14 protein-coding genes are annotated in these 19,691 nt (G+C 40.1%); all 14 read left to right on the top strand.

The features are described from left to right. Positions 1 to 114: 114 nt before the first annotated feature. The 14 genes from tuf (at position 115) to L877_RS0105815 (ending at position 19,254) form a co-directional block, all read left to right on the top strand. Positions 115 to 1,302, top strand: a complete 1,188-nt coding sequence (gene tuf / locus L877_RS0105745; RefSeq protein ID WP_026835269.1) for an elongation factor Tu — start codon at positions 115 to 117, stop codon at positions 1,300 to 1,302. Between the two features lie 250 nt (positions 1,303 to 1,552). Beyond that, complete coding sequence (locus L877_RS0105750; protein ID WP_026835270.1) at positions 1,553 to 2,587, top strand: leucine-rich repeat domain-containing protein; 1,035 nt, start codon at positions 1,553 to 1,555, stop codon at positions 2,585 to 2,587. 234 nt (positions 2,588 to 2,821) lie between these two features. Next, positions 2,822 to 4,177, top strand: a complete 1,356-nt coding sequence (locus L877_RS0105760) for a leucine-rich repeat protein (RefSeq protein WP_026835271.1) — start codon at positions 2,822 to 2,824, stop codon at positions 4,175 to 4,177. A gap of 87 nt (positions 4,178 to 4,264) precedes the next feature. Continuing rightward, the gene (locus tag L877_RS0105765; RefSeq protein ID WP_026835272.1) at positions 4,265 to 7,255 is read left to right on the top strand and encodes a DEAD/DEAH box helicase; all 2,991 of its coding nucleotides are present in this window, start codon (positions 4,265 to 4,267) and stop codon (positions 7,253 to 7,255) included. Then, positions 7,233 to 7,868 (top strand): (deoxy)nucleoside triphosphate pyrophosphohydrolase, encoded by a 636-nt coding sequence (locus L877_RS0105770; protein WP_341349136.1) that lies wholly within the window; start codon positions 7,233 to 7,235, stop codon positions 7,866 to 7,868. The genes L877_RS0105765 and L877_RS0105770 overlap by 23 nt, the downstream gene beginning before the upstream one ends. Before the next feature lie 327 nt (positions 7,869 to 8,195). Continuing rightward, a complete protein-coding gene (locus L877_RS0105775; protein ID WP_084554795.1) occupies positions 8,196 to 9,899 on the top strand; it encodes a GDSL-type esterase/lipase family protein in 1,704 nt (567 codons plus the stop codon). A 176-nt stretch (positions 9,900 to 10,075) separates the two neighbouring features. After that, positions 10,076 to 10,828: an exodeoxyribonuclease III gene (locus L877_RS0105780; RefSeq protein ID WP_026835275.1), complete on the top strand. Its 753-nt coding sequence runs from the start codon at positions 10,076 to 10,078 to the stop codon at positions 10,826 to 10,828. Between the two features lie 11 nt (positions 10,829 to 10,839). Continuing rightward, positions 10,840 to 11,289, top strand: a complete 450-nt coding sequence (cdd, locus tag L877_RS0105785; RefSeq protein WP_242837125.1) for a cytidine deaminase — start codon at positions 10,840 to 10,842, stop codon at positions 11,287 to 11,289. Between the two features lie 167 nt (positions 11,290 to 11,456). Continuing rightward, entirely contained in the window at positions 11,457 to 12,947 is a 1,491-nt protein-coding gene (locus L877_RS0105790; protein WP_026835277.1) for a methyl-accepting chemotaxis protein, read from the top strand. A 62-nt stretch (positions 12,948 to 13,009) separates the two neighbouring features. Next, complete coding sequence (locus L877_RS0105795; RefSeq protein WP_084554797.1) at positions 13,010 to 14,965, top strand: EAL domain-containing protein; 1,956 nt, start codon at positions 13,010 to 13,012, stop codon at positions 14,963 to 14,965. A 13-nt stretch (positions 14,966 to 14,978) separates the two neighbouring features. Further along, a complete protein-coding gene (locus L877_RS0105800) occupies positions 14,979 to 16,952 on the top strand; it encodes an EAL domain-containing protein (RefSeq protein WP_026835279.1) in 1,974 nt (657 codons plus the stop codon). A 30-nt stretch (positions 16,953 to 16,982) separates the two neighbouring features. Next, the gene (locus tag L877_RS0105805; protein WP_026835280.1) at positions 16,983 to 17,813 is read left to right on the top strand and encodes an Mrp/NBP35 family ATP-binding protein; all 831 of its coding nucleotides are present in this window, start codon (positions 16,983 to 16,985) and stop codon (positions 17,811 to 17,813) included. Positions 17,814 to 17,844: 31 nt separating this feature from the next. Then, the gene (locus L877_RS12370) at positions 17,845 to 18,486 is read left to right on the top strand and encodes a thiamine diphosphokinase (protein WP_034785202.1); all 642 of its coding nucleotides are present in this window, start codon (positions 17,845 to 17,847) and stop codon (positions 18,484 to 18,486) included. 87 nt (positions 18,487 to 18,573) lie between these two features. After that, the gene (locus L877_RS0105815) at positions 18,574 to 19,254 is read left to right on the top strand and encodes a TIGR00266 family protein (protein WP_026835281.1); all 681 of its coding nucleotides are present in this window, start codon (positions 18,574 to 18,576) and stop codon (positions 19,252 to 19,254) included. Positions 19,255 to 19,691: the final 437 nt, after the last annotated feature.

The raw sequence follows: 19,691 nt of genomic DNA on the forward strand, positions 1-19,691 counted from the left end.
TCTCCTACGGGAGACCACGACAAATGGGCTTTCGTGGGGTACATGAAAGTTCAGTAATTAAGATTGAAGCAAAATTTCTAAAAATTATAAAAAATGTTAGGAGGACGTTTAGAAATGGCTAAGGAAAAATTCGAGAGAACCAAACCACATTGTAACATAGGAACTATCGGTCACGTAGACCATGGTAAAACAACACTTACAGCTGCTATCACAGCTACACTTGCTGCAAGAGTAGCTGGTAACGAGGCTGTAGACTTTGCAAATATCGACAAGGCTCCAGAAGAGCGTGAAAGAGGTATCACAATTTCAACAACTAACATTGAGTACGAGACAGCAAAGAGACACTACGCACACGTTGACTGTCCAGGACATGCTGACTACGTTAAGAACATGATCACTGGTGCTGCTCAGATGGACGGAGCTATCCTTGTTGTAGCTGCTACTGACGGTGTAATGGCTCAGACAAAAGAGCACATTCTTCTTTCTCGTCAGGTAGGTGTACCTTACATCATCGTATTCATGAACAAGTGTGACATGGTTGATGACGAAGAGCTTCTTGAGCTCGTAGAGATGGAGATTAATGAGATTCTTGAAGAGTATGGATTCTCAGATTGCCCAATTATCAAGGGATCAGCTCTTGGTGCTTTGGAAGATCCTAACGGCAAGTGGGGAGATGCAATCATGGAGCTTATGGATACTGTTGATGAGTATATCCCAGATCCAGAGCGTGATACAGATAAGCCATTCGTAATGCCTGTAGAGGACGTATTCTCAATCACAGGTCGTGGTACAGTTGCTACAGGACGTGTAGAGGCTGGTACACTTCACCTTAATGATGAGGTTGAAATCGTAGGTATCAAAGAGGAGACAATGAAGTCTGTTGTAACTGGTATCGAGATGTTCCACAAAGAGCTTGATGAGGCTCAGGCTGGAGACAACGCTGGAGTACTTCTCCGTGGTATCCAGAAGACAGAGATCGAGCGTGGACAGGTACTTGCTCAGCCAGGTACATTGACATGCCACACAAAGTTTACTGCTCAGGTATACGTATTGACTAAGGACGAGGGTGGACGTCATACTCCATTCTTCAACAACTATCGTCCACAGTTCTACTTCCGTACAACTGACGTAACTGGTGTTATCGAGCTTCCAGAAGGAACAGAGATGTGCATGCCTGGTGATAACGTAGAGATGACAATCGAGCTCATCCACCCAATCGCTATGAGTCAGGGTCTTACATTCGCTATCCGTGAGGGTGGACGTACAGTAGGATCAGGACGTGTAGCTTCTATCATCGAGTAATTTGCGCGAAAGCAACGAGAAGATTAGATAAGTATAAAATATCCCGGGGGAGAATTTATTCTCACCTCGGGATTTTTATGCTTATCTTTAAGCGGCGACTGCCGCGATGAAATAGCCACGAAGTGGCTATGAATAGCTTCTCGTTGTGCAAGCTTGCTTGTCTTCGGGAATTCTAGAGTATTGGTGGGAAGGTTGATATGTTAGTATAACCAATTGTATGAAATAAATAATTAGGAAATGAGGATTTAGTATGAAAAATAAAATAATAATATTTTTATTATTACTACTATCAGTTTTGTTGATGTGTTCATGCGGAAGTAAGGAGCAAAATGCTAGTAACGCTAATAGTAACCACTTTTCAGATCAAACAGACCATAAAAAAGAGGGGAATACCTTAAAAAAAATAGAAGGCAAAGATATGTTTAAAATCGAAGATGGGATACTTATTAAATATCTTGGCAATTATAAAAACGAGGCAGAGGTTGTCTTGCCTAAGGAGGTGAAGAAAATAGGGAAACATGCTTTTGCAATAAGTAAAAAAGAGAAGAAAAAAGAAAAAAAGACATTACATCTGACAATTGGTCAGAATGTAAAGTTAGAGGAATGTTCATTTGAAAAATGCGGACCTATGAAAATTGAGTTTGAAGAAGGAAGAGAAAAAATTGAGAAACGTAGTTTTATGTGGGGACCATATTCAGATTCTGAGGTTGAAGTTATAATTCCTAAATCAGTAAAAGTAATTGAAGAAAGAGCATTTTATAATGATATTGGGTACAGCGGAGTTATTCATGTGAAAATGGAAGAAGGGATTGAGAGAATTGAAGATGAGGCATTTGAAGGGATAAAGACTGATAAAATACCAGATTCAGTTCGATATATTGGGAAAAATGCATTTGGTGCGATGGAAAATGTTGAAAACATATTGCCTTCAAATTTGGAAACTTTGCAGGAATGTAGTTTTCAATGTTATGGTGGGAAAGTTGTAATTCCAGCATCGGTAAAATATATAGCGATTAATGCGATAGAGTGGTTAGATTGTTATAACGATATTCATGGATACAATGTTACAAAAGATAATCCGTATTATAAGAGTGACGAAAATGGTTGGCTTTATTCAAAGGATGGCAAGACATTATACTTTGCATATCGAGTTAATACAGGGAGTTTAGTGATACCAAAGGGCGTAAAGTATGTGTATAAAGAGGGTATTGACTTGGGAAATGAGGACGCACCTGAAGGAGAAGAGGCTAAGATACTTGCAGATAAGGATGTAGAGTTTCGATAATAAAGGCTTTATAATGGTGTAAATTAAGAAAATTAAGCTTCCTAAAAATGTAAGGACGGTAACAATGTCAGCATTTATAGGGACTAGTTTAAAGAAAATTTTGCTTCCGTCAAAAGTTCAGGTGATAAAGGTACCAAAATCCAAGAAAAAGAAATATACCAAAATGCTTCGAAAGAGTGGATTAAGTAAGAAAATAAAGATTAAGTCTTTATGTTGAAATTTTGGAGGTAGTCTATGAAAGTGAAAATAGTTATGCTTTTGTTATGTATAGTTCTTTCTGGTTGTAATCCAAATGAGTCTGCGAAGAATAAACTAGAAGAAAATACAAATAAAAAGTTTAAAGTGACTAGTGAGGAATCCAGTTCTTTTGAAATTCCAGATACAAGTAAAATAAATCAATCCTATGCATACACAGTTAGTAGAGATGCAAAAAATAATAAACAGTTCTCCTGTGATTTATTAGCACATTTAGATGATTTTTATTCCTTTCAAGCAAGCGTATATAAACTAAATTCATATTATATAAAAATGGGAAAGGAATGCGGGAATAATCAGGTAAAGTTTATTGAAGTAACTCCTAAAAGTCTATTGGGGAACAGAAAAGAATTAAAAAGATACCGAATAGGCAAGGTTAAGTGGGATTCTTCAAGTGCACAATGTGATGCTTTTTTTGGAAAGCCATTTAAGAGTAACGAGGGAGAAAGATGTTATAGATATAATGACTATGAAATTGTTTTGTCTTTTAAAAAGGATAAGGTTAACTTTATGGGTATATATCACAAAAACAAAGAAGAGGCATTGAAAGCATATCAGAAAAATAACTTTGTTATGCAAGGGTGCAGACTTGTAAAATATACCGGCAATTATAATGGTAAAAAAATAGATTTGCCAAAGGATATTGTTTCTATAGAAAAGAGTGCTTTTGAATTAAAAAAGAGCAAGGAACCAACTGCATATAACGAATATAACAAAAATCCAGATGGCTCAAAGGTTCAAAAGATTTCTATTTCTATTCCAAGTTATGTGCATATTGAGCCGAAGGCATTTTACAAAAGTGGACCAATTGATATTACATTGGAAGAGGGGAGAAAAGAGGTTGAACCTTATGCCTTTTGGGATGCCGCTTTAATCGATAGATATGGACATAGTGTAAGATTGCCAAAGTCGATTACGCGAATCAGGGAGTGCGCGTTCATGCAAAGTGTGGGAAGTGCAGGAAATGTTAGCCTTTATATGGGCGACAATATCAAAAGAATGGATGATTACGCACTTTACGGTGTTGTATTTGACAAGCTGCCTGAAAATTTAGAAAATATTGGGAATAATTGCATTCGAATTCGGTGTCAAAAAGAAAAGTTAATAATACCTCAAAGGGTAAGGAAATTAGGTTATAATCCAATAAGCTTAGGGTTTTCTAGTGAAGATGAAAAGTTAGGCATTATGGTGGATAAGAAAAATAAATGGTTTAAAAGTGACAAAGATGGCAATTTGAACAGTAAAGATGGTCATACTTTGTATTTTACTTATGAAACAGAAAAGAAATATATTCCAAAGTCGGTAAAGAATTTGATGTGTGAGCTATATTCGTAAGGTTGATAACTAATTCTAGACAGATCTTGAAAATAGTCCGCCATAAAAGTATAATTATAGTATATTATGATGTGCGAGGAGAGGTTTATGGAGAATCTAGATAGATTGAGAATGGGGATGGAGACTGCATATATTGATGGAACAGCAGTGTCTGACCCGTCTTATAGACATCAGTTTGTATTCAATGATTACAGGCAAGGAAAGAAGGTTTTCTCGGCTATTGAGGCCGAGCTTTTGGCATGCGATTATTTTCGGATTAGTGTGGCTTTTATCACGGATAGCGGTTTGGAGCCATTTCTTATGGTACTGAAAGAATTGGAGAAGCGTGGAATTCCGGGGGAGGTATTGACGACAAATTATCTGAATTTTAGTCAGCCTAAGGCGCTTGAAAAGTTAAATAATCTGCAAAATATAACTGTAAAAATGTATGATGTTGAGGCTTCGAAAAGGGGATTTCATACCAAGGGTTATATTTTTGGTAAAGATGAATCTTATCGAATAATTGTTGGAAGTGCCAATATGACGCAGAGCGCCATGATGGAGAATCATGAGTGGAATATGAAGATTGTTTCAACTGAGGAAGGCGAAGTTGCGCGGAATATTTTACAGGAATTTAGTGAGCTGTGGAATAGCGAGTATGCGTTGGATTATGATGAGTTTATAGAGGATTACAGGGAGAAGTACAAGATTTCCAAGGAGCAGCGCGATGTGGCTGAGAGGCAGAGGCGGATTGCGCAAAGTGGAAAGATTACATCTCTTGAAAAGTATAGATTGAAGCCCAATTCCATGCAGGCGGAGTTTATTTGCAAGCTGAGGGAATTGGTGGAGCGAGGGGAAGAACGGGCGCTGTTAATCTCGGCTACCGGAACCGGAAAGACCTATGCGTCGGCGTTTGCCATGAGAGAGTTGGGATTTAAGCGCGTTTTGTTTTTGGTGCACAGAGGGCAGTTGGCAAAGCAGGCTTTGGCGTCTTTTAGAAGAGTATTTGATGAAAAAAAGACCATGGGAATTGTGGGAGCAGGGTTTGAGGAGTATGATAGGGATTATGTGTTTGCTACTGTTCAGACGTTGAATCGAGATGAACACTTGTTGCAATACAAATCAGATTACTTTGATGCCATTTGTCTAGATGAAGCCCATCACGTCCCGGCTGCAACGTACCAGAAAATCATGCGTCATTTTAATCCGAAGCTATGGTTAGGAATGACGGCAACTCCGGATAAAAGAGATGACAATATTGAGGGGCGGAATGTATATGAAATATTCAATCATCAGATAGCATGCGAGATTCGTTTGCAACAGGCTATGGAAGAAAACCTTTTATGTCCTTTTCATTATTTTGGCATAACGGATTTATCTGTCGTGGGAGATGAGACGGACCGTGATTTTAATGTTTTGACAAGTGATGAGCGCGTGAGACATATTGTAGAGCAGGCATCTTACTATGGTTTTAGTGGCGAAAGGGTAAAGGGGCTGATTTTTTGTAGCTCAATAAGGGAGTCTGAGGTTCTTTCAGAAAAATTGAATCATACAATCAATCCAGAGACAGGAGAGTACTATAGGACTCTAGCTTTGAATGGAAGTGCATCAGAAGCGGAGAGAGCAGAAGCTTTTGAGCGGCTGGCAACAGAAGAACTTGATGGAGGAGAAGTAAAACCTCTTGATTATATCCTGTCTGTTGAAATCCTGAATGAAGGTGTTGATATTGTAGAAGTTAATCAGGTCATTATGCTTAGACCGACGCAATCGCCAATTGTATTTGTACAACAGCTGGGAAGGGGGTTGCGAAAGGCGCAAGGAAAAGATTATGTTGTTATCTTAGATTTTATCGGGAATTATAACAATAATTTTATGATTCCGATTGCTTTATCAGGGGATAAGACATATAACAAAGATAATATAAGGCGATTTGTTACAGAGGGAGGACGAGTAATTCCTGGGGCGTCCACGATTCATTTTGATGAAATTAGCAAGAAGAGGATTTTTGCCTCTGTGGATAATGCGAATTTCAGTGATATAAAGTTAATCAAAGATAATTATATGAATTTGAAGAATAAGCTGGGACGAATCCCTGCATTGGCGGATTTTGATAGGTATGGTGAGATGGATGTGCTTCGAATATTTGATAATGTACGGCTTGGCTCGTATTACAAATTTCTTGTAAAGTATGAAAAAGATTATAAGGTGCGTTTATCAGATGCTGAAGATAAGATTATAGAATTTGTCTCACGAAAACTGGCAGACGGGAAAAGGATACAAGAACTTTTGTTGTTTAAAAGATTGTTATCATATCGTCGTGTGAGCTCTAAAATCGGATTATTTAGTGGACTTGAAGAGGATTTGAAAAAATGTGACAAGACCCTAAGCGATATACAGAGAGAAAATATTGCGAATATTTTAACAAACAAGTTTCCGACAGGTTCTGGCAAGAAGACATATAAACAGTGTGTATTTATAGAAAAAGCAGAAGGGGATTATAGGCCTACAAAGTCTATTCTAGACATGCTATCCAATGATGAGTTTTATGAGATGTTAAAAGAACTTGTGGATTTTGGGATCAGCAGATATGAGAGAGATTATTATAAAAGTTATAAGAATACAGATTTGGTTTTGTATCAAAAGTACACTTATGAGGACGTATGTAGACTTTTGAACTGGGAGAATAATGTGGTGCCCTTAAATATTGGAGGCTACAGATATGACAAGAAGACCAAGACATTTCCTGTTTTTATAAATTATGAAAAGGCTGATGACATCAGTGACACGACAAAATATGAGGACTATTTTGTTAACAATAGGAGATTGATAGCTATATCAAAGTCCGGACGGAGCATGCAGTCCGAGGATGTAAGGAATTTCCTTGAGTCAAAAGAACGGGGAATTAGTGTGGAACTTTTTGTCAGAAAAAATAAGGACGATAAAGTGTCCAAGGAATTTTATTATCTCGGGAAAATGCGTCCGAGTGGTCGGGCGGAAGAATTCACAATGGCTAATACAGATAAAACCGCTGTTGAGATTGAATGGATTCTAGATGAACCGGTCCGAGATGATATATATGAATATATTGTTAGCATATAAGGAGATTGTAAATACTATGAAAATCTACACAGTAAACCAAATTACAGAGGCAGACTTTGGATGCGAAGAAACAGGTCGAACAGAGCCGACTGCCCTCTTGCAACTTGTATCAGGGGAAGAGGAGAAGTACTTAGAGGTTACCGAAAGCAAATTGGAGAGAGATGGCATAAGTGAAGGCAAGAAGGTGGTTTTCTCTTCTGATGGAGAAGTACTTAAATACGTCCGCGTAGTGGCAGCGGTGATACATTCACAGGTGGATGGCGAAGAGAAAGTTTTCGCAACAGCGCGAGGATATGGAGAATACCAGGGATGGTGGGAGTTTCCAGGAGGGAAAATTGAAGAGGGTGAGAGACCCGAAGAAGCGTTGGTGAGGGAAATCCGGGAGGAGTTGACTGCGAAGATTGAAGTTGGAGAGTTGATCCGAACTGTGGAGTATGACTATCCGTCTTTCCACCTATCTATGGACTGTTTCTTGGCTGAGGTTGTAGAGGGTGAGCTTGTGTTGAAGGAAGCCGAGGCCGCTAAATGGTTGGGGTTGGGAGAATTGGGCGAAGTGAATTGGTTGCCAGCGGATCTGGAGCTTATCGATGAAATAAGAAATATTGCGTTTTAGACTTTTTTTTTCTAGTCAAAATGCAAAGTTTATCTGAAAATGTTCGGTCTGAACTTGCTATTTGTACAGAGAAGATTGCCTATTCAAGGCATATTAGGGATTGTTTAATATTATAATATTGCAGATAAGAAGCTGCTTATTTTACAATAAAATGAGGACAAAAGTCCGTTCATTTTGCAATGTTTTGCCTTTAAAATAAAAAAAGTCTACAAAATGCTTGAAATCAGCTTGAAATGATGTTACAATGTGAATACATGATGAGCGTAAGGGGAGTTGTAGAGGGATTGACGGACAGAAAATGATGTTATCTAATTTTGACAAGGAGAGATGATGATGAGATTAAAGAGAACTGTAGGAGCTATGGTAGTAGCATGTTCAGTACTCGCTACAGCAGTATCACCGGCAGATACTTTTGCAGCAAAGGCGCCAAAGTTTGCCAAGAAGTCTGTTACTGTAAATGTAGGAAAGAAGGCTAAGGTAAGTCTTAAGAATGTATCAAAGAAGGCTAAAGTAAAGTGGGCAGTTAAGAGTAAGAAAGTTGCAAAGCTCGTTAAAAAGACTAAGAAGAAAGCCTTTGTTAAGGGAGTAAAGGCTGGAAAAACTCAAGTTACAGCGACTATAAAAGTTGGAAAGAAAAAGAAAGTCCTTAAGTGCAAAGTTGTTGTTAAGGGCAAATCAGAGAATAAAACAGAACAAACTCCAGTACCAGGAGTATCAGCTACACCTGCTTCTGCTGCAGCAACTGCAAGTGCAACTGCAAATGCAAGTACTTCAAGTGCAACACCAGCATCTTCAGCTGTTGCAACAGTAGCACCAACAACAGCTCCAACAGCTGTACCTACACCGGTTGCCACAGAGGCTCCAAAGCTTAAGTGGGTTTCTACTTGGGGAACTGCTGAAGAGAAGACAGATATCCAAGGTGGAACATCTAATCCGGGACTTGCATTTGAGGGATCTACTGTAAGACAGATTGTACGTGTTACAACAACAGGTGCGAAAGTTAGACTTAAGTTCTCTAACCAGTATGGAAAGAGTGATGTTGAGGTTAAGTCAGTGCACATTGCTAAGCAGGGAGAGGATGCTAGATCTCCTGAGACAGTTGCATCAACTGATACTAAGGTAACTGTTAATGGCAGCGAGTCATTTAGCATTCCGGCTGGTAAGACTATCACTACTGATCCGGTAGACTTCCAGATCAATGCATTGGAGAACATGGCTATCTCAATGTACTTTGGCAAGACACCTACATCCAATATCACAGGACACAGAGGTGCAAGAGCCACAACATATCAGATGGCAGGTAATGCAGTTTCAGATGCAGAGTTTAACTATGAAGAGGCTTCAACATCGTGGTATTTCTTGGCAGAGGTATCTATGGAATTAGACGCAGATGCCAGAGCAGTTGTATGTTTCGGTGACTCTATCACAGATGGTTATGGAACAGATGCCGGATACCTTGGCAAGAAGCCAGACAGCTACACTCGTTGGGGAGATTACTTCGCTAAGAGACTTCAGGCCAATGAAGCTACAAAGAACGTTGGAGTAATCAACGAGGGTATCGGAGCTAACTCAATTCTCGGTTCTTATCCTACAGATGCAGGTAAAGATAGATTCCTTCGTGATCTCGTAGAGCATGATGGTGTAGAGTATTGTATTCTTCACTTCGGTGTAAATGATATCACAGGAGCTAAGGATACTAATAAATACAATTCACTCATCGCTGAGTACAAGAAGATGATTCAGATTTGTCACGAGAATAACGTTAAGATTTACGTGGCACCAATCCTTCCATTTGGAACAAGTAAAGACTACTATACAGAGAAGGCTGAGGAACTCCGTGTAATGATTAATACATGGTTGACTTCAGATGAAGCCGGAGCAGATGGAATTATTGATTTTGCAAGTGCAGTTGTTGATCCGGCAAATCCAATCAACATTCGTAAGGAGTATACTCACGATGACGGACTTCATCCATATGATGGATATAGCGCAATGGCAGATGCTATTGATTTGAAGTTGTTCGAGAGATAAGGTAAAAATAGGAAAAATTCATATAAGTATATTCGATGCTCATGTTGACTTTGGTCAGCATGAGCATTGATTTTTTGAGATAAAATATTCCGTTACTCAGTTTGACAAGCGCCGGAATATAGTTTAAAATTTAATTACTCACGAATTCGTCAAAACGGCGAAAGAAAGGACAAATTATGAAATTAATATCTTGGAATGTCAACGGACTTAGAGCATGCGTTGGCAAAAATTTTATGGAATTTTTTGAGGAGATTGATGCAGACATTTTCTGCGTTCAGGAAACCAAGTTACAGGAGGGGCAGATTGATCTTGAGCTGCCTGGATATAAGCAGTATTGGAACTATGCTGAGAAAAAGGGATATTCGGGAACTGCGGTATTTACAAAGAAGGAGCCTATGAATGTTACATATGGTCTTGGAATCGAGGAACATGACAAAGAGGGAAGAGTGATTACACTTGAGTTTGATGATTTCTACTTTGTTACAGTTTATACTCCTAACTCACAGAATGAATTAAAGAGACTTGACTATAGAATGACATGGGAAGATGCATTTCGAGAGTATCTTGTCGACTTGGCCGGCAAGAAAGGAGTTGTTGTTACCGGAGATATGAACGTAGCTCACAAGGAGATTGACCTGAAAAATCCCAAGGCGAATCACAAAAATGCGGGATTCACAGATGAGGAACGAGGAAAATTTTCCGAACTCTTGGATAGCGGTTTTATAGATACTTTCAGATATTTCTATCCTGATATGGAGCAGATATACAGCTGGTGGTCATATAGATTTAATTCCAGGAGTAGAAATGCGGGATGGCGCATTGATTATTTCCTTGTTTCTGAAGATATGAAGGACAGGATGGTAGATGCCAAGATTCATACGGATGTTTTAGGATCGGACCATTGTCCTGTGGAACTTGAAATCAAGTAAAGGAGAAGTATATGATTAATGAAAACTGGAATTCCATGTATGATGATTTGGTGGAAAAGGCGATTAATATGAGAAAATTTGCCTATGCACCGTATTCGAAGTTTACTGTGGGAGCGGCTCTTATGGCATGGGATGGGACGGTATTTACGGGATGCAATATCGAGAATGCAGCCTATTCTGTGTGTAATTGTGCGGAGAGAACGGCGCTTTTTAAGGGTGTGAGCGAGGGTTACAAGGATTATCGCCTGATAGTGATAGCGGGGGCAAAGGCTGACGTATACGGAAGCGATTTGTGCACCCCATGTGGCACGTGCAGGCAGGCATTGAGGGAGTTTTGCAATCCGGAGGAGTTTAAGGTGATATGTGTAAAAACAGATGATGATGAAAACGTGGAGGATTTTAGGATATATACCCTAGATGAGCTTTTGGTGGACAGTTTTGGACCTGAAAACTTGCACTAAAATTTCAGAATATTTCACAAAAAATAATCAAAAATAGTAGGAATTTTGTGAAAAATGTGGTAAAATATCCTTATACGGTTTTCGCAATATCGTAGAATATTAGTAGTTCTGAAAGAATGTTTTTGAGTCACATATATTGTCGCAGTATGAGAAAGGATGAATTTGCTATGGAGAATAACATTTTACAAAGTCTAGAAAATGAAGAAACTAAGAGGAATAACTTTCTGGCATTATCGAGCCATCTGGCATTGGACATCGTGATTTCGGCAGCTTACTTTGCCGAGTTTATCAAGGGAGATAGAGCACTGGGGTATGCCCTTTTGACGGTAGCTTTGGGACTTATATTCCCGATTATCGAGATGATTATTTACCAGAGAAACAAATCCAGTAAGAGTCTTAAGCATGTTATAGGTATTGGTTTCGGAATATTTTACATGTTTACTTCTTTTACGACGGTTAATAAACTGGCATTTACATTTGTGTTGCCGATGCTTATTGCGTTGGTAGTATATGGTGATTACAAGTATTGCCTCAGACTTAGTATAGGAACTGTAGTCATAAATATTGCGCAGATTGTCATTCTTTTCGCTAGGGGTGTTTATACAAGCGCGGATACTGCAACTATCGAGATTCAGATCCTCTTGATCATTGTGATTGGATTCTTCGAAGCCATGGGAACGAGAAGTGTGCAGAAAAATAATCAGGACAAGTTAAATATTATGATGGAGCAGAATTCCAGTACATCTAGCGCTCTGGCTCAGATGAAATTAGTGTCAGAAGAGATAGGAACAGTTGTGGCAAAGGTGACAGAGGATGTCAAGGAACTTAAGCAGTCCGTTGAGATTACCAAGGATGCCATGAAGGAAGTAGATATAGGAAGTGCGGATACTGCAGAGACTATACAGAATCAGCTTGAGATGACAGAGCAGATTCGAATTACAGTAGAAGAAGTTGAAGAGAGAACAGATGAGATTGTCAACAGCCTTAGCGAGGCAAATGAATCGGTTAAGCAGGGTGGAAAGAATATAGCAGAGTTGGTGGAAAAGGTTGACGAATCGGTTCATCTTGGAAATGATGTTAAGGCTCGTCTTGAAGAGCTATGTGAAAGCATGGAGAAGATGCATTCGGTTATTGAGATTATCAATGGAATTACTTCCCAGACAAGTCTTCTTGCTCTTAATGCGAGTATTGAGGCTGCAAGAGCAGGGGAAGCAGGAAGAGGTTTCGCGGTTGTTGCTTCTGAGATTTCAAAGATGGCAGGAGAGACAGAGGCTGCTACCAATGAAATTAAGCAGATGCTCCAGGATTTTGCGGATACTATCAATGGTGTAGTTGACGTTACGGGTGGAATTATAGAGAAGATTGAAAGCCAGCATCAGGCAACAGAGAACACTGAGCAGGTATTCAAAGATATATCAGTAGCTACCAATGGAATTCTTGAGGTTGCCAGCACTCTTCAGAGATGTGTGGATGAATTGTCCAAGAATAATCATGAAATTGCAGATAGCGTATCTACAGTATCAGCGATTTCGGAGGAGGTTACAAGCCACGCTAGCAATACACTTGACATTAGTGAAAAGAATATTATTGCAGTAGATTCTGTTGCAGATGCTACAGTTCAGTTGAATGAACTCGCTGAGAAGTTGAAATCTAATTAATTAAACATAGTTTGTAAGAAGAGGAAACGGCATATTGCTATTATGAAAAAGGATTTGATTATATGCAAACGGCGATGTATTATAATGTAGCCGCAGTCATATTATGTGTTTTGATGATATTTAGCATGTTCTTGCGCGGCCTTGTTAGGGGGTTATCGAGTAAGCTATATATAATCTTTACCGCGTTTCTGATTATATCGGGGCTATTGGATATGGCTGCCAATATATATGGACCAATAATAAGTGGAAGTGCTCATAATGCGACTTATCAGGAGTTGCTTGGAAGCATTTCCCTTTTGGTGCGTAATTTTACACCGTTGTTATTCTTACTATATGTTTTTGCAGGACTTGATATATGGCATAAGATAAAGGAAAGTTTTTATGTAAAAGTGGGGCTGTACGGACCATATGCGGTTGTTGCATTACTGATTTTGACGAACCATTTTACAGGATTTATATTTACACTTGACAGCAAAGGAAACATGCTTCATGGACGGTACGAGGGAATAATCTACATAGTTGTTTTATATTACGTGGTTGCAACTTCAATTATGGTATTCATTCACAGAAAGGCTATCGATTTTAGGAAGGCTATTGTTCTCGAACTATTTTTCCCGGTGAACATACTGGCAGTTTTTATTCAGTATAATTATCCCAATATGAGAATTGAATTATTTGTTGCGTCGGTTATGATGGTTTTGGTTGCGCTGAGTGTGCTTCGACCTGAGGAGCGAATTGGCCACGACATCAAGCTTTTCAGCGGTGCGGCGTTTGTGGAGGACGTGAGAAAGTGCGTCCATACCAAGAAGTCCGTGAGCATTATGTTGGGAAATGTGATAAATATCAATAATATTCTCTCTGTGGTGGGACAGGAAGCATTTACAGAGTTTTCGAATTTGCTGGGAAAAACTACGCTTAAGTTGGGAAAGAGCTTGAAAATCAGCATGAAGGAGTACTATCTTGAGCGCGGAACATTTGCCATTATGGTCGATCATGGGGAAAAGGAGAAGTTGGTGGAGTATTCGGAGCGATTCCTGGCCCTTATGACTGATTCGATTGAAGAGAAAAAGACTGGGTTGGAGATAGAAGTTCGCTCAGTAATTGTGGATTTTCCGGAGGATATTAGCAATCCGGATGAGTTGATAACGTTCACTAAGAGATTTCAGGATATCATCCCCAATGAGCCGGGAATTGTGCTGATATCTAATCACATTGGATCAAAGGATTTCACGATCAAGTCAAATATTGATTCTATAATATCCAGAGCGATAAAGAATAATTATCTCAGCATGTATTATCAGCCGATATACTCGATTTCGGAAGATAGATTTTTGTCCAGTGAGGCATTGATAAGAATGATGGATCCCGAGTATGGATTTATCTCTCCCGCGTTTTTTATCGAGGCGGCTGAGAAGAGTGGGGCGATTCATGTTATCGGAAACTTTGTGCTTGAGGCGGTTGCAAAATTTATACATGACAGCCGAATCACGGACATGGGCGTGGATTATGTGGAGATTAATCTATCGGCGGTGCAGTGCGTGGAGCCGCTTTTGATAAAGAAGGTCAATAGCATTATAGACAAGTATCAGCTGGATCATTCATCAGTGAATCTGGAGATTACGGAGACGGCCATGGACAGCAATCACAAGATGGCCTATTCCAATATTGTTGGTTTGCATAATTCCGGATACTCTTTTGCTCTTGATGACTACGGAACGGGGTACGCAAGTATCAAGAAAATAGTCGCATTCCCATTTGACATAGTAAAGATAGACAAGAGCTTGGCGGATATGATAAATGAGGAGAATATGTATAAGGTCATTGCAAGTACCGTCAATACTTTGAAAAAATTAGACAAAAAGATTTTGGTGGAGGGCGTTGAGGACGAGGAAACCTTCAAGGTGTTCAAGGAACTTGGATGTGATTATATCCAGGGGTATTACTTTTCGAGACCCCTCCCGGAGGCGGAGTATCTAAAGTTTATCAAGGAGCATCAAGCGGGATATTTTAGATTATGAGGAGGTGAGACAGATGGGAGGCTACGTACTTGAGTTTAATATATGCGCAATACTTCTAGTTAGTATTATATTGATTTCTAACATTACCAGAGGCCTGTATAAGGGGCGTTCAAACCATCTGTTCATCGTTCTTTTGATATTGTCACTTTTTGCGGCTGTATCTGGTTTTTTGGCGGCTTATGGAACGGAAAACTATGCAAAAACTGAGACCAATAGGACTCTGATATACATATATAATTATATCTACTTCTTTTCCCATGACAATATAATAATTGTCTATTATTTGTATGCATTTTCCAGTATTGGAATCTGGAAACAGACCAAGAAAACTAGGATTTCCAGGACATGTTTTATGTTGGGAATGACCTTGATGAATCTGCTGATTTTCAGCAATATAATCTTTGGACAAACCTTCACGATTGATGCTGACTTGATATATCACAGAGGACCATTGTTGTACTTGACATATGTGATGACAATTTTCAGTTTTATCTGCGGAATTTATATATTGTCAAGGTTTAAGGGTGTGGTCAGCAAAACCAAGTATATCATGCTCCAATCTATGATACCGATTAATCTGATAGGAGTGGGGATTCAGCTGATATGGCCTAAGATGCTGATAGAACTCTTCTTCCTAAGTGCACAGATTGCAGTATTTGTAATGGTTGTTCAGTATCATGATGAGACCTACGATGTTGTTACCAAGGCAAAAACTTATGGGGAGGAAATTGACAAGCTAAAGCACATGAAAGAGCTTGGAATCGAAAATACTACCGTATTTGTCAAGGTCAGCAATATTAACAGTATAAGCATGTATCTTGGAAGAGATGGATTCAACAAATACCTGTTTGAGACAGCGGAATACATACGAATGATGCAGCGAAGCTATTGTGTAAAGGGCGAGCTTTACTATCTCAATTCAGAGACTTTTGCCTTTATATCAAGCGAAAAAGACGGCGAGAGAATGGAGCATTTTGCTGATAGTATCTATGGTCATCTGAGAGTTGGCGGAGGCGAGAGCGAATTGGATATGATGGCTGAGGTATGTGTATGCATTGTTTCATGTCCCCGTGACATTAGTTCCTATGATGATTATATCAACTTTGCAGCAACTTTTGACCAGTTTGTGGCAACTAATCTCGGAGTGGTTCGCTATAAAGACTTCCTTGATAATAAGCGATTTGTCCTAAATAATAATCTGGAGCATATAATAAAAAATTGTATAAAGAATAATAAGATAGAAGTTTACTACCAACCTGTTTATTCTATCAAAGATGGTGTGTTTGATTCGGCAGAGGCACTGGTTAGAATCAAGGACGATGATATCGGCATAATTGCTCCGGATACTTTTCTGGGAATTGCGGAAAAGAAGGGCGACATCCATGCCATAGGGGATTTTGTTCTCGAAAATGTCTGTAGATTCTTAGCGGGCAGTGATATTAAGAAGTATGGGTTGAAAAATATTCACATCAATTTATCTGCGCCACAATGTGTCGAAACAAATATGGTAGAAAAGATAATTGGGACAATTCAGCGCTACGGAATCAGCACAGATGAATTGTGCTTTGAGCTCAACGAATCAGCAGCTGATTTTGCTCCGGATATCGTGGATAATAACATCTCAAGGCTTCACGAGAAGGGAATCCACTTTGCACTCGATAATTATGGAATAGGTTATTCAAACACCAAGAGAGTAATTGACTTGCCTTTTGATATCGTAAAACTTGACAAAGACTTCGTTTCCGATTATGATGATGAAGGAAACAATATAATAATAAGCGATACTATTAAGATGTTGAGGTCAATTGGAGCAGAAGTAGTAGTGAGCGGCATTGAGAATAAGAAAATTGCGGACTATTTTATAGGGGAAGATAGGATAGATAGAGAAAATATTCGGTCGGCTCAGGGATTTTACCTATGCAAACCGCTTTCTGAGGCGGATTTCATCAATTTTTTGAAGGCCCACAACGAGGTAAGGTATTGCTAAATATGAATTCATAAAAGAGAGGTTATTGAGATGAGCGAATGTACACACGATTGTAGTAGCTGTAGCCAAAATTGCGGAAGCAGAGAGCCACAGTCATTGATAAAGAAACCACATAAGAATAGTAGTATAGAAAATGTAATAGGTGTAGTCAGCGGCAAGGGAGGCGTTGGAAAGTCTCTTGTAACTGATTTGCTTTCCCTAACTCTTCACAGAAGAGGAAATAAAGTTGGAATTCTTGACGCCGATATCACAGGCCCTTCGATTCCAAAGGCATTTGGTTTGACGGGGAGAGCTGAGGGAAATCAGGATGGTATTTTCCCGGTAAAGACGAAGGGCGGAATAGATGTTATGTCAATCAACTTGTTGTTGGAGAATTCCACGGATCCGGTGCTCTGGAGAGGTCCGATAATTGCCGGTATGGTAACCCAGTTTTGGACTGAAGTCGACTGGGGAGAGAAGGATTTTCTCGTGATTGATATGCCACCCGGAACGGGAGATGTTCCACTTACAGTTTATCAGTCAATTCCAATGACTGGGATTGTCATTGTGGCAACTCCACAGGATCTTGTCTCAGATATCGTCGAGAAGGCTGTAAAAATGGCCGAGATGATGGATGTTCCAATCATAGGAATCATTGAAAATATGAGCTATGTGAAGTGCCCTGATTGCGGAAAAGAGATAAATATTTTCGGCAAAAGCCACGTTGACGATATTGCAATTCAATATCACATCCCTGTATTGGCGCGAATTCCGATTGACCCAGCTGTGACAGCTGCAGTGGACGCGGGAGAATTCGAAACATTGCAGGTGGACTATGTTGATTCAGCAGCGGATATTATAGAAAAATTGTCCGGTAAATAATCTCCTGGCAAGACGAGAGGAGAGATGAGATATGGACAACGCTACATGCTACATATTTGGGGCTGGAGAATTTGAACCATGCCCGATAGAGTTGACTAGCAGAGACCTAGTTATTGCAGCCGACGGTGGCTATGACTACTTAGTGGAAATGGGCCTTCGCGCAGACATAGTTTTGGGGGACTTCGATTCCATCACTTCCTTCGATGTATGGGACGACACCAATTGCGAGAAACTCACTTATCCACCTGAAAAGGACGACACCGACATGCTCTTGGCTATCAAACTCGGAATAAGCAGAGGCTATGAGAACTTTGCCATTTACGGTGGACTTGGGGGAAGAATGGATCACAGCATCTCTAACATCCAGGCCCTGACATATATTGCAAGACAGGGAGTCAAGGGAGTGCTCTACCATCACAACCATGCCATGACAGTTATTAACAATTCAAGCTACATAATTCCCAAGGAAACCAAGGGCTACGTCAGCATCTTTTCCTTGAGCGATGTCAGTGAAAATGTTACGATTAAAGGACTCAAGTACGATATTTACGGCGAAAATATCACCAATGATTTTCCCATCGGAACCAGCAACGAGGCCATCGGAAAGAAGGGATTTATCAGCGTTGGCAATGGAACCCTACTGATAATGTGGCAGATTGACTCAGAGGAGTAGCAATGCTTTGAACGTAAAAGTTATAAAGCCACCTGAGGGCTTTATAAAATATAAGCAAAAACTATTTAATTTAAGGAGGTACACATAATGAATTACGAGATTAAAGGAGCACCTATGCCAGTGGTAGAGGTGAAACTTGAGGCGGGAGAAACTCTTCAATGCGAAGGCGGCGCTATGAGTTGGATGTCAGACAATCTCAAGATGGAGACACAGGGAGGCGGCATCGGAAAAATGTTCTCACGCGCCCTATCAGGCGAGTCTTTGTTTCTCAACAAGTACACTGCTGAGGGAAAAGAAGGAATGATTGCATTCGCATCCTCCTTCCCGGGAGATATTATTGCAATTGAACTTCAGGCCGGCGAGTCAATCGTATGCCAAAAATCAGCATACTTGGCCAGCTCAGAAAGCGTTGAACTCAGCATCTTCTTCCAGAAAAAGCTAGGCGCCGGCTTCTTCGGCGGTGAGGGATTCATCATGCAGAAGCTCGTTGGCCCCGGAATCGTGTTCCTAGAGATTGATGGCTCAACTGTTACTAAGGAATTGGCAGCAGGCGAGAAAATCATCCTTGACACCGGCCATCTCGCCATGATGGATGAAACTTGCTCAGTAAACATAGTTACAGTCAAAGGTATCAAGAATAAAATGCTCGGTGGAGAGGGCTTCTTCAACACAGAAGTTACAGGCCCTGGAAAGGTAACTCTCCAGACTCTTCCGGCACCACAGTTGGCTGGGGTTATTGGAAAGTATATTCCTACGGCATCTAATTGATGACGCATATCGACAAAAAAGGGGCTGTCGCACTAAGATAGTCTAAAAACAGGAAGAGTCCAACCGACTCGAGACTAGGTGCATGCGCATTGAAGTCTCTCTCTGGTTGGCCTCTTCCTGTTTTGTGTTTGCGCGCCATGGGCGCGCTCTAACGGGTGCAAGTCCCGAACACGCCCAGATAGTGGGAAGTGTATAGCTGAACAGCAAGGGTGTCCATCGTGAGGTGGAATCTGAAGGAAGCTGCAAGCAAATCTCTGGTCCGACGGACAGAAATCACATATAAGGCTAGGCTACGAGAGATAAGTTGGCATAAAACAACGAAGTCTAATAACTATCACATTTGTAGTAGCAGAGTAAATGTGGCGGATATATGGAGAGAAAGAGCGTGCACCTTAAGCGTGGAGGTCTCACAGAGGTTCCATTAGCCTAGTAACAAC

This window comes from Eubacterium xylanophilum ATCC 35991 (assembly GCF_000518685.1).
Classification (GTDB): Bacteria; Bacillota; Clostridia; order Lachnospirales; family Lachnospiraceae; genus Eubacterium_F; species Eubacterium_F xylanophilum.

What these genes read in the sequence shown, in the direction of transcription:
- L877_RS0105770 (WP_341349136.1), top strand. Translation starts at nt 7,233, where the DNA reads ATGAATATATTGTTAGCATATAAGGAGATTGTAAATACTATGAAAATC.
- L877_RS0105765 (WP_026835272.1), top strand. Translation starts at nt 4,265, where the DNA reads ATGGAGAATCTAGATAGATTGAGAATGGGGATGGAGACTGCATATATT.
- tuf (WP_026835269.1), top strand. Translation starts at nt 115, where the DNA reads ATGGCTAAGGAAAAATTCGAGAGAACCAAACCACATTGTAACATAGGA.
- L877_RS0105805 (WP_026835280.1), top strand. Translation starts at nt 16,983, where the DNA reads ATGAGCGAATGTACACACGATTGTAGTAGCTGTAGCCAAAATTGCGGA.
- L877_RS0105815 (WP_026835281.1), top strand. Translation starts at nt 18,574, where the DNA reads ATGAATTACGAGATTAAAGGAGCACCTATGCCAGTGGTAGAGGTGAAA.
- L877_RS0105795 (WP_084554797.1), top strand. Translation starts at nt 13,010, where the DNA reads ATGCAAACGGCGATGTATTATAATGTAGCCGCAGTCATATTATGTGTT.
- L877_RS0105760 (WP_026835271.1), top strand. Translation starts at nt 2,822, where the DNA reads ATGAAAGTGAAAATAGTTATGCTTTTGTTATGTATAGTTCTTTCTGGT.
- L877_RS0105780 (WP_026835275.1), top strand. Translation starts at nt 10,076, where the DNA reads ATGAAATTAATATCTTGGAATGTCAACGGACTTAGAGCATGCGTTGGC.
- L877_RS0105800 (WP_026835279.1), top strand. Translation starts at nt 14,979, where the DNA reads ATGGGAGGCTACGTACTTGAGTTTAATATATGCGCAATACTTCTAGTT.
- L877_RS0105750 (WP_026835270.1), top strand. Translation starts at nt 1,553, where the DNA reads ATGAAAAATAAAATAATAATATTTTTATTATTACTACTATCAGTTTTG.
- L877_RS12370 (WP_034785202.1), top strand. Translation starts at nt 17,845, where the DNA reads ATGGACAACGCTACATGCTACATATTTGGGGCTGGAGAATTTGAACCA.
- cdd (WP_242837125.1), top strand. Translation starts at nt 10,840, where the DNA reads ATGATTAATGAAAACTGGAATTCCATGTATGATGATTTGGTGGAAAAG.
- L877_RS0105775 (WP_084554795.1), top strand. Translation starts at nt 8,196, where the DNA reads ATGATGATGAGATTAAAGAGAACTGTAGGAGCTATGGTAGTAGCATGT.
- L877_RS0105790 (WP_026835277.1), top strand. Translation starts at nt 11,457, where the DNA reads ATGGAGAATAACATTTTACAAAGTCTAGAAAATGAAGAAACTAAGAGG.